This window comes from Atribacter sp., from assembly GCF_035418125.1.
GTDB classification, from domain to species: Bacteria; Atribacterota; Atribacteria; order Atribacterales; family Atribacteraceae; genus Atribacter; species Atribacter allofermentans.
In genome coordinates this window covers 1-10,691 of record NZ_DAOLQM010000048.1, presented here as the reverse complement: position 1 = coordinate 10,691, position 10,691 = coordinate 1, and the positions used below count along the sequence as shown (strand labels likewise).

At 39.1% G+C, this 10,691-nt stretch carries 8 protein-coding genes; 7 read left to right on the top strand and 1 reads right to left on the bottom strand.

The features are described from left to right. Positions 1 to 320: 320 nt before the first annotated feature. Positions 321 to 1,808: a S41 family peptidase gene (locus PLK24_RS04230; RefSeq protein WP_324476610.1), complete on the bottom strand. Its 1,488-nt coding sequence runs from the start codon at positions 1,806 to 1,808 to the stop codon at positions 321 to 323. A gap of 412 nt (positions 1,809 to 2,220) precedes the next feature. Here PLK24_RS04230 and PLK24_RS04225 point away from each other — a divergent pair, with 412 nt between their 5' ends. From PLK24_RS04225 to PLK24_RS04195, 7 genes are all read left to right on the top strand, one after another. Next, on the top strand, positions 2,221 to 3,276 hold the full coding sequence (locus PLK24_RS04225) for a linear amide C-N hydrolase (RefSeq protein ID WP_324476609.1): 1,056 nt from the start codon (positions 2,221 to 2,223) through the stop codon (positions 3,274 to 3,276). A 313-nt stretch (positions 3,277 to 3,589) separates the two neighbouring features. Further along, a complete protein-coding gene (locus PLK24_RS04220) occupies positions 3,590 to 4,618 on the top strand; it encodes a LacI family DNA-binding transcriptional regulator (RefSeq protein WP_324476607.1) in 1,029 nt (342 codons plus the stop codon). A 64-nt stretch (positions 4,619 to 4,682) separates the two neighbouring features. Further along, positions 4,683 to 5,921 (top strand): M24 family metallopeptidase, encoded by a 1,239-nt coding sequence (locus PLK24_RS04215; RefSeq protein ID WP_324476605.1) that lies wholly within the window; start codon positions 4,683 to 4,685, stop codon positions 5,919 to 5,921. A 79-nt stretch (positions 5,922 to 6,000) separates the two neighbouring features. Continuing rightward, positions 6,001 to 7,278 (top strand): ABC transporter substrate-binding protein, encoded by a 1,278-nt coding sequence (locus PLK24_RS04210; protein ID WP_324476603.1) that lies wholly within the window; start codon positions 6,001 to 6,003, stop codon positions 7,276 to 7,278. 89 nt (positions 7,279 to 7,367) lie between these two features. Further along, entirely contained in the window at positions 7,368 to 8,252 is an 885-nt protein-coding gene (locus tag PLK24_RS04205) for a carbohydrate ABC transporter permease (RefSeq protein ID WP_324476601.1), read from the top strand. Then, positions 8,249 to 9,073: a carbohydrate ABC transporter permease gene (locus PLK24_RS04200; RefSeq protein WP_324476599.1), complete on the top strand. Its 825-nt coding sequence runs from the start codon at positions 8,249 to 8,251 to the stop codon at positions 9,071 to 9,073. The genes PLK24_RS04205 and PLK24_RS04200 overlap by 4 nt, the downstream gene beginning before the upstream one ends. Before the next feature lie 304 nt (positions 9,074 to 9,377). Next, positions 9,378 to 10,538: a GGDEF domain-containing protein gene (locus PLK24_RS04195; RefSeq protein ID WP_324476597.1), complete on the top strand. Its 1,161-nt coding sequence runs from the start codon at positions 9,378 to 9,380 to the stop codon at positions 10,536 to 10,538. Positions 10,539 to 10,691: the final 153 nt, after the last annotated feature.

The following is a 10,691-nucleotide window of genomic DNA, read 5'->3' as shown; positions in this document are numbered from 1 at the left end:
TACATCCAAGCAACTGATACTCGAGGGAATTCAATCATTTAGCCAAGCTGCAAGCGTTATGGGATATCAATCATTACCTCCTAAATTTCTAAGCTGATTTTTTTCCCAACTTTATTGTTTTCTGTCATTTAAATACCGGAAACAGTGAAAAGTGATCAAACAAAAATGAGAAATGCACACCCCTCCTTAGTCACCCCTTCAATGGGGGAATGAATTCAACAATTCCCCTCCTCGGAATAACAGACTGGGTGGATGAGATTACCACGTCACCCAATAAAAGTTACTAAACTCTTCAAAATAACGGATTGGGTTGTTGATAATCATAAATTCTTAATAAATTCAATAGCCTGCTCTAATTCCACATCTTCGCCTTGAGCTATGCGTAAGGCATTCTCCAGAGTCATCGGGATGCGAACCGAAGGAACAACTCCACCAATTCCATCACGGCTGTCTATCTGCACTAGCCGGTTTTTATCGAGAGATTGTCCATAAGGCCAACGAATTTCAATTCCTCCGGGCATTTGTGCCCCACTCCCCACCAAACCAAACGATCCATTGGTTCCGTAAAAGCCCAGTGCTTCACCATTGGGTAAATTCTTAATTCCCATCGCCAAGCCTTCCCCTGAGCTGATACATTTTGAATTAATAATTGCCACTATGGGACCACCGAAGAAGGGTTCGTCTGGTTCGATGTATAAACCCGGATCAGCAGGATTAACTTCTCGTGTTTCATCAGGACGTATTTCCCAGGAGCCGGAAAGAACATTGTAGCAACTTTGGTATTCATAAAAGGTTTTTTCGGTATAAAATGAAGCTAACATATCCGCTACCATCGAATCTAAACCACCTACATTATTACGGATATCGATTATTAAACCTTTAACCTTCTTTTGATTAAATTCCTCAATAGCTACTTTAAATAAGCCCAATGTTGAAACAATTTCACCTGAATCCGTTAAATCAGCATCGAGCAAACCCCAGATCTTTAAGTAGCCAATATTTCCATCCAGTATTTTCTTCTCAACCATCGATTCTGGTGGATTCTGGGGATTCTCTACCCCTAAGATCAATTCTCTTAATCCATCGGAAACCATCGTTGCAGGATAGGTCTTTTTTAAAGATTCACCATGATCATCATAAGCAACCAGTGTTGCCTTGATTATTTTTTCATCATTCAAATTTTTGAACGAAAGAGATAGTTTGGTACCAATTGGGGCCCGGGTGAGATATCTCACCCTTTGGTTCATACTATCCTCGTCGGTAGCCGAGTTGTTGTAAAAAATGGTTGACACTTCATTCAAAACTGCTTGAACCGGACAACCATTCCATTCTACCAATTCTGCTCCTGTCCTCATCCTTTGAGTATAAGCCTCACTGCTTTCATCAATCCAAATAACCACTATCTTTCCATCGGTTAATTTCACAATCGAAAATCCGAAACCACCTCCAATATAACGGTTATCAATTTCCGATAAAGAATTCATATGAACATGCCCATCAGGGATAGAATGGACATATTCTCTTAAGGTGAGGTAATAAGCTGTGAAATCATTCGATTCCTGGGATTGGTTCATTCGGGGTTTGAATTGGTTATAAAGAGCTGGCCAATCAATCTTCTTCCAGTCCGTAAACCCATATTCACGAGAAAACTTAGCCTGGAGTTTATCAAATGCTTCGCTCCAAATCAGACTACTAAAATCTTCTGACTCCGGTGCCTGAAAGTTATCCTGCTGTTCATCTGCCAGTAAGTTGACTGTTAATAAATACAGCGTACAAATAACAATCATTACCACCATAAATCTCTTCAACTTGGGATCCTCCTGTTTGCATCTCGTTATTTCATAATATATCGGTCTTTCTTGATTAAAAATTAATATAGAAAAGCTGATTTTTCTTTATCAAACTTATAAATGATTTAATTTAAGAACATTAATGAAATTTCGTTGATTCTGGATAGATCCTCATACCATGTTGTGGCGCCAGATGATGATTAAAAATACTTTTTATTAAAAACTTCACTACAAGTAGCTTAACTGTTCTTTGGTTGGACGACATGGCAATCTCATTGCCTAATTTGTTATTCTAAGGAGCTTATTGTGCGACGTGAAAATCCTATCTTTTAAAAAGTTAGGAATCAAAAGGAAGAAAATGAGAATTGGGGTATAATTGTAACATCCACCTTTCATTCCTCACTAATCACAAATTTATTAGGAGGCTATCATGAAAAGTAAAAATCGGTTGTTATTGTTAGTAATATTCTTTTTAATGATTTTATTATTAGCCAATCCCTCAGCCAATGCCTGCAGCAGAGTGCTCTACCATGGACTGGAAGGAACGGTAATCACCGGCCGGACTATGGATTGGACGGAAGACATTGGAACCAATCTCTGGATCTTCCCAAGAGAAATGGAACGAGAAGGAAGAGTGGGACCCAATTCTTTTAAATGGACTTCTAAGTATGGGAGTGTTATTGCAACTGGATACGATATCTCCACTACCGATGGTATGAATGAGGAAGGCTTAGTAGCCAACGTGCTGTGGTTAGCCGAATCAGTATATCCTAAGTGGGATGGTCAAAAACCGGGTTTAAGTTTAGCATTATGGGCTCAATATGTCCTGGATTCTTTCTCCACTGTTGAGGAAACCGTGGAAGCTTTGTCCAGAGAAGAATTTATTCTAGTTACCGCCGACATGCCAGGTCTTGATAAATTAGCGACTGTTCACTTGGCAGTTTCCGATTCTTTAGGTGATAGTGCTATCTTTGAATATGTTGACGGTAAATTGGTTATTCACCATGATTCTTCTTGTCTGGTCATGACCAATTCTCCGACATATCAGCAGCAGCTCGCTCTGAATGAGTATTGGAAGGAAATTGGCGGGATGGTTGTGCTCCCTGGTACCAGTCGAGCTGCCGATCGATTTGCCCGGGCTTGGTTCTATATCAATGCCATTCCCAAAACCGCCGATATTCAGGTAGCAGTGGCCTCAGTGTTTAGCGTGATTCGGAATGTGTCGGTACCTTTTGGTATCAGCACTCCCGAGAAACCGAATATTTCTTCTACTCTTTGGAGAACAGTTGCCGATCATAAAAACAAAATATATTTTTTCGAATCCACTTTGACCCCAAATATCTTCTGGGTTCAGTTCAATAATATCGATTTCTCTCCTTCGGCACCTGCCCGAAAACTGGTTATCTCTCCGAAACAATTTTATGCTGGAGATGCCGCTGATTTATTTGTGGAAACCAAACCCTTTGAGTTTATGGGCTTAGAATAAATAAAACCAAGTATAAAACAGAACTAGCTTTTTTTAAAATTGATTAAGTTTAATTCTGGGAAGCTTTAATCAAAAACCAGTCGATATTCAAGGTAAAATCTTACTATCAAGATATTGGCTGGTTTTTGATTTCTTGTAACCCAATTCAAGAATCAAGGCCTGACCCCTATGAATTTTGCAAACGTTTGTTATTATGATTGTATTAAAGTTGTTTAAAATATTAAAATTATTTTAAAAATTAAAAATAAAGTACATTTGACAGAATAGCAAACGTTTGTTATATTTAATTAATCCTTCTTTGTGGGGTATAAAAATGAGAGCTACAATAAAGGATATTGCCAAAGTATTAGATCTTTCCCCAAGTACTGTTTCACGTGCACTTCGTGATTGTTCTTCGGTTTCAAAAAAAACCCGCGAAAAAATTCTTCATATAGCTCAATCAATGGGTTACCAGCCGAATCTTACCGCTCGAGGATTAGTTTCTGGGAGAACCCAAAACATTGGTGTTATCTTAAGTATTGAAACCAGAGATTACAATTCTCTACAAATTTTTAATTCTATTGTGGTTAATGGAATATTTGAAGTGGCTGATGCAGCCAATTATAATCTGACCTTTGCCAAAGAATCAAAAAAACATCAAACCGGTGCGCTGCAAAGAATCATTGAAAATCGAGATGCAGATGGAGTATTAATTGTAAACGTAGTGAGCGAAGACGTATTAGCTAAGCTCACTATAAATAATATCCCAGTTGTTCTTATCGACAATCATTTCGACAACCTTCAATCTTATGCTGTCAATAATAATGACCGTTTGGGAGCCTATCTTGGCACAAAGCATCTTTTATCTCTTGGGTATAAATCAATTGGTTTTATCGGTATTTCTGAACAAGCTTTTAATCGTGAATGTGAAATGGGGTATTTTCAAGCTCTTTTAGAATCTGAAATACGAACCGATCCAAATTTTTTAGCAAAAGGAAATGGAGACCTTGGATCTGGTTATGATGCAATGATGAAGTTGCTCAAAATAAATCGACCACCCCGAGGAGTTTTTATTGTTAATGATGAAATGGCAATCGGTGCTATTAAAGCAATAAAAGACTTTGGGCTTTCAGTTCCCGGGGATATAGCCGTTGTAGGAATGGATGGTATGCCGTTCATGGAATACTTTGACCCACCTCTAACAACTGTTAAAATCGAAGTTGCTGAACTCGGTCGTACTGCGCTGCAAATGCTTTTAGGACTTATTGAAGGCAACTATAATGGAAATCGTCAGATTGCTATTTCACCTCGCTTGATCATTCGTAAATCATGTGGTTATTTTCTTAATTCAACTGTTACGTAAAAAAATAAGTACTATCTTAAAAAAAATTCTTTTTTAAAAAATACTAAATAAGGAGGCCTAGGATATGGCTTTTGATGTTTGTTCTTTCGTTAAAAACCTTGAACCAATTGATCTTGAAAGAAAAATACCCAAGTCAGAATACGAATCTCGGATAAAAACTCTCCAAGAAATACTGAATAATCGCGGTTTTGATGTTGGAATAGCTTTTGGTAATGAACTACGACCAGGCGATACTGGCTGGTTAACTGGTTATGACCCCCAAATCGAACCAACGGCAGCGGTTATTGGGAAAAATGGAATATTTGTTTTGGGTGGGCCCGAAGGTGAAGCTTATGCGAAAGAAACTATGATGGCTGGCACTTTCATCAATGTATTGGAGTTCAAAATACCAGAAGAAGATTACCCTGGATATGAATTTATGCCGTTAAATAAAATCCTCTTTGAAGCAGCGGGAATTGAACCCAAAAAAATTGGCATTCTCACACTACCAAGTATCCTTCCATTAGAAATTTTTCAACTTCTTAAAGAAATTCCTAATACTGAAATAATTGATGCTAGCGAAATCCTTTTAGATTGCAGATACCAGAAAAGTCCTCAAGAACTTGAAATGATGAGTATTGCTGCTCGAATTTCCACCTATGCTATGAAAGCAATGATCGCCGCTATCCGTCCTGGATTGAGAGAATTGGAAGTAGCTGCCTGTGCTGATTATGTAATGAAAGCAATGGGAGCTGACCGAGTAGGCATTAGTACCATTGTTTGTTCAGGTTGGCGAGCACCAAATGTTATCGGAAGAGCTTCTAACAAAATTATTGAAGAAGGGGACATGATTGACCTTACGGTTAGTGCTCGGTATGACGGTCTTGCCTCCTGCATGGGAAGAACAGTTATCGCCGGGAAAGCCCATCCGGACCAGTTAGAGTTTATTGATATTGCGATAAAAGCATACGAAAAAGGCATTGAAGCCATTAGTTATAGCAAACCTGCGAGCGAAGTTGATCGTATCGTTCGCTCAATTCTTGATCCCCAGGGGTTATCCCCCCTATACAGTTTAGTTCATGGTATCGGTTGGACCGAAGCCATGGAAGGAAAAGGAGCCGCTACCCAGCATTCAACCTGGAATTTCCCCAAAGGAATAGCTTTTATGCTTGATTTAGGAATATTTGGCCGTTCATTCAAAAGCCTTGATAAAAACCATGTGGGTCTTCGGATTGAAAATCCATTTATTATCGATCATGAAGGTAATACCAAATGCTTAACCGTCGACCTTCCGCTTTACTGTGAAACTGGTAAAATTTATTAACTCATTTGACCAATTAAGGATAATAAAGGGCAAAACTAAGTCAATTTAAGTTTTGCCCTTGAATAAAAGGAGGAAAAAAATGAGAAAGTATTTACTTGTTTGTTTAATATCATTGGTAATGCTTACCCTTTCATTTGTTGCAGTATCACAAGAAAAAGAGATCAGTGTTCTTCTTACTGGATCACCCCTTGCTGATGTTATGGAAACCCTACAAGATGATTTTGAAAAAGAAACTGGTATCAAGGTTAATGTTGAAATTGTCGGTTACGAGGATACCCACACTAAAGGCATTTTAGATCTTGTTTCCGGTACCAATAACTATGACCTTCTGATGGTTGATAATCCTTGGATTGCCGAATATGTCCAAACCGGTAACTTGTTAGTACTCGATGAATTTATGGCAAAAGAAGATCCCGAATACTTAGCCGGTTTTGACAAAGCAGTTCTTGATGCTTATGGTTTATATGAAGGAAAATATTATGGTTACCCAATCATGTTAACTACTACTATCCTCTTTTATCGAAGCGATCTTTTTGAACAATACGGAAAGAAAGCTCCCGAAACCTGGGATGAATTCAATGAAATTGCGAAATTCTTTACTCAATCCTTTAACCCAGAATCTCCTGTCAAATATGGTATATCCATTGCTGGAGAAAGAGGAGATGGAGCCATAAGCCAATGGTTGCCTTTGTTGTGGGGATATGGAGGAAGTGTTTTTGATAAAGATTGGAATGTGACTCTGAACACACCTGAAGCATTAAAAGCACTTGAAGCATTTGTAGAATCTGCTCAATACTCAGCCCCAGGCTTTGGAACCAACTATTTCCCAGAACAAGTTGCTCATTTTACCAATGGTGAGATAGCAATGATGGAAAACTGGGATGCCTTTGCCGGAGATGTTGCTGATCCAGTCAAGAATCCCTATGCAGAAAATACTGCTTATGCATCTATCCCAGGGAAATACCCTCTTTTAGGAGGATGGGCTCTATCCATTAACAAGAACTCAAAAGATCTTGATTCAGCATATACCTTTTTGCGATGGGCATGTGGGCCTGAAGTAACTAAAAAATCACTCGAAGTATCTATCTCAACCCCCATCCGGATAGATGTCGCCCAGGATCCAGAAGTAAAAGCAATCGTTCCTTGGGTAGACGTTGTTTATGAAGAATTTAAAAATATTCGAAAATATGCCGAAACCTATCAAGGCGGTCAAATTCTTATACCAGAAGCTGAATACCATGTTTTATTAGGAACCGCTATCAATGAAGCTTTAACCGGCCAGCTCTCTGCAAAAGATGCATTAGCTAAAGCACAAAAAGACATTGAAGATCTCCTCAAGAAACACGGATATAAATAGAAATAAAAAGGAAGGCGGGGAAGTCTATTCCCCGCCTGATGCCTTATTTGTAAGGAGCAGAAAGGGGTGAAATATTTCATATGATTAAAATGAAATCCAATTTAACTCCCTATTTTCTTCTTTTACCGGCACTAGTCGTTCTCTTTGTTATAGTCATTTACCCTTTTCTATATTCTCTTTATACGAGCTTTCACTACTGGTATTTAGCATCTCCAAAACCACCGGTTTTCGTTGGATTAAAAAATTATATTGATATTCTTACCAGCAATGAAATGCGTTTCTCTTTTTTCATTACCGTTCGGTTTTTCATTATTTCTATCGCAATGCAAATGTTAATTGGTTTGGGTCTCGGATTTTTTTTAAATAACAAATATCTGCTTTGGCCAAAATTTTTTCGTTCTCTTTTTATCATTCCTATGATGATAGCTCCGGCAGTCGTAGCCACGGTTTGGAGAATGATGTATCATCCCAGTTATGGAGTTTTAACTTATTTAGCAAGCATATTTGGCATTAATGATATCGGTTGGGTTCAAAAGCCTGGAATTGCTTTATACTCAATCAGTTTGGTCGAAATATGGCAATGGTCACCTTTTATAGCACTTATTACTCTCGCGGGATTGCAAACTCTGCCTATCAGCATACTCGAAGCCGCTCGTGTCGACGGAGCTACAACAGCACAAATATTCTGGAATGTTAAGCTTCCTCTGATGAGGCCTTTTATTGCTTTAGCTTTTATTATGCGTTTTATCTTTAGTTTCCGAGTGTTTGAAAGCTTTCGAATTATCACCAAAGGTGGACCAGGCACTGCTACAGATGTTTTGATGCACAAACTCTATTTAAAAGGCTTCCAATACATGATGATCGGTGAAGCATCCGCTCTTGCATTTCTTATTCTGGCTGTCATTACCATCCTTGCCATGGCCTCCTTTACCTGGTTATTTCCCTCTTTAAAACCAGGAGGTAAATTAAAATGAAAGGCGACCGATCAAAAACTTTTTTAATAACAATATCAGCGATTGTTATTCTATTGATTTACTTGTTTCCGGTAATTTGGATGGTTGCTACCTCATTTCGGTTTGACCAGGATGCCTGGAGTTATCCACCCAAGGTATTTTCCAAGTTTACACTGAGTCAATATATAAATTTGTTTAAGACTCGACCAATTGGGATGTATTTTCGTAACAGCTTCTCTGTTACTACCATAAGCGTTCTTTTTTCCATGGCTCTCGGTATCCCCGCCGCTTTTGCTCTGGCTAGGTTCAAAATACGGCGAAAAAAAGATATTTCTTTTTGGTTGCTGAGCCAACTTATGCTTCCCCCAATTGCAGCTGTTGTTCCCTATTATCTTTTCATGAAACAACTCGGTCTTCTCCAAACCAGAACTTCGCTTATTTTAGTTTATAGTACTTTTAATATTCCATTTATTATCTGGATGATGACAACTTTTTTTGAAGGCTTACCAAGAGAGATTGAAGAAGCTGCATTAATTGATGGGTGTTCGATTGGAAAACTATTTTGGAAAATCGTTATCCCCTTGTCGGTTAATGGTATAGCATCAGCTGTGCTCTTCTGTGTTATCACATCCTGGAATGAATTTCTCTATGCATTAACTTTAGCCGGTTTGGATAGCTATACCCTGCCAGTATCAGTTATGACTTTCTGGACCGACAAACATGTTTATTGGGGCCAAATACTTGCTATTGGCATTCTGCAAGCAACTCCAATAGTGATTTTAGGCATATTAATTCAAAAGTTTATTATCAGCGGTCTTACCTTAGGAGCCGTAAAAGAATAGGATAACTCTAATCGAGTATGAATCATTTCTTCAACTCGAAAATTCAAGAATCAAGACCTGGTCCTAAGGATTTGTTATTCTCGTTTCCACAAATAATCTCCCGCTACCTACCGTTAGAATGGCCCTAAGGTTTATGAAGGAAAAATCGAGTGGTATAATACAGTAGAATTGAGTCTTTTTTTCTTGTCTCGGAATGGGAAACTCGTCTTGAGAAAACCGTCCTGGAAGAAGACTCGAAGTTAACCTTTATCGGACCTTTTGTTTCATCAATTCGATAGAGAGACCGGAGGAACAACCTATTACTGTGCACACAAAAAATAATGACCCACTGGATACCAATCCTGAAAAGAAGAGCCCAAAACACCGTGATCACGATCGTTTCGTCAAGGAAGTATGGGCAATAAATTACTTTCGTGTTGGGATGATAATAAAATTTCTTATCGCGATTTTTGCCGCTCTTTTATTCTTTGACATAGCCTTTGATAAGTATCCCGTGCTCTTTTCCATCCATTTATCAGCAATAGGATGTTCACTGTTGTACTGGGGAATGACAGCGCTGGCAAAGAAGAGGGGGTTCAATGATTCGATCTACTGGCAGATGGCTTTTGTCCTCTCTTACTGCTTTCTGATGGTGACAGCGTTTGGTTTTACTGCTCTTTTTTATTATATCAAAGATCTTATAATCTACCTATTGCCAGTCTTTGCCGTGGGATTGTTTATCCTATTAAGCCCAAAGCACTCATTCATATTTTTCGCTACAACTCATTCGATTTTTGTTCTAACCTCCATTTTTGGAACCACCGATACCTACCTCATGGTGAAGAACATAGTGAATTCTACCATCGCAGTCATCTTGGTTTTAGTTTTCATGAGATTAACCTTTCAAATGAAGCAGCATGAATTTGAACAACGGATCATCATTGAAGAACGCACCGCTGAACTGGAAACCATCAACCAAAGGTTGCATGAGTTGGCCACAACCGACGAGCTGACAGACCTTCCAAATCGCAGGGTTTTTATACAATCCCTCGAGCAGGAAATGGAACGTGCACATCGTTACAAACACCCCTTTTCCGTTATGTTCCTGGATCTGGATAACTTCAAGCATATCAACGATACACTGGGTCATTCCGCAGGAGATGCGGCTTTAAGGCATTTTGCGTCTGCATTAAAAGGCAGCTTGCGTGATTCAGATATGCCGGGACGCATGGGTGGCGAAGAATTTGGGATTATCCTTCCCAATACAGACCTTAAAAACGGAGCTCTTTTAGCCGAAAGACTGAGACAAAATGTGGAAAAAAGTACCGTCCTTTACCAGGGCAAGAAGATAACGTTCACTGTAAGTATTGGTGTGGCAGCGTACAGCGAGGAGATATCCAACATTGACGAATTATTGAGGAAAGTGGATGAAGCTCTGTATGAAGCCAAAGCAGAAGGGAGAAACTGCATCGTACAAAAAGCCTGACCGGATTTTTTTTCACTATGCTCTAGATTTTTTTCGCCCCCTCAGCGCATTACGCTAATATTCCCCCTCGCCCCCTCAGCGTTTTCCGCTAATACTCCCCCTCTCTCCCCCTCCTTCTCTGAAGCCGTGGGGATCTCATCCTTTAGTCCTTTT

Coding starts and splice junctions, on each gene's coding strand:
- PLK24_RS04225 (WP_324476609.1), top strand. CDS start 2,221: ATGAAAAGTAAAAATCGGTTGTTATTGTTAGTAATATTCTTTTTAATG.
- PLK24_RS04200 (WP_324476599.1), top strand. CDS start 8,249: ATGAAAGGCGACCGATCAAAAACTTTTTTAATAACAATATCAGCGATT.
- PLK24_RS04215 (WP_324476605.1), top strand. CDS start 4,683: ATGGCTTTTGATGTTTGTTCTTTCGTTAAAAACCTTGAACCAATTGAT.
- PLK24_RS04220 (WP_324476607.1), top strand. CDS start 3,590: ATGAGAGCTACAATAAAGGATATTGCCAAAGTATTAGATCTTTCCCCA.
- PLK24_RS04205 (WP_324476601.1), top strand. CDS start 7,368: ATGAAATCCAATTTAACTCCCTATTTTCTTCTTTTACCGGCACTAGTC.
- PLK24_RS04210 (WP_324476603.1), top strand. CDS start 6,001: ATGAGAAAGTATTTACTTGTTTGTTTAATATCATTGGTAATGCTTACC.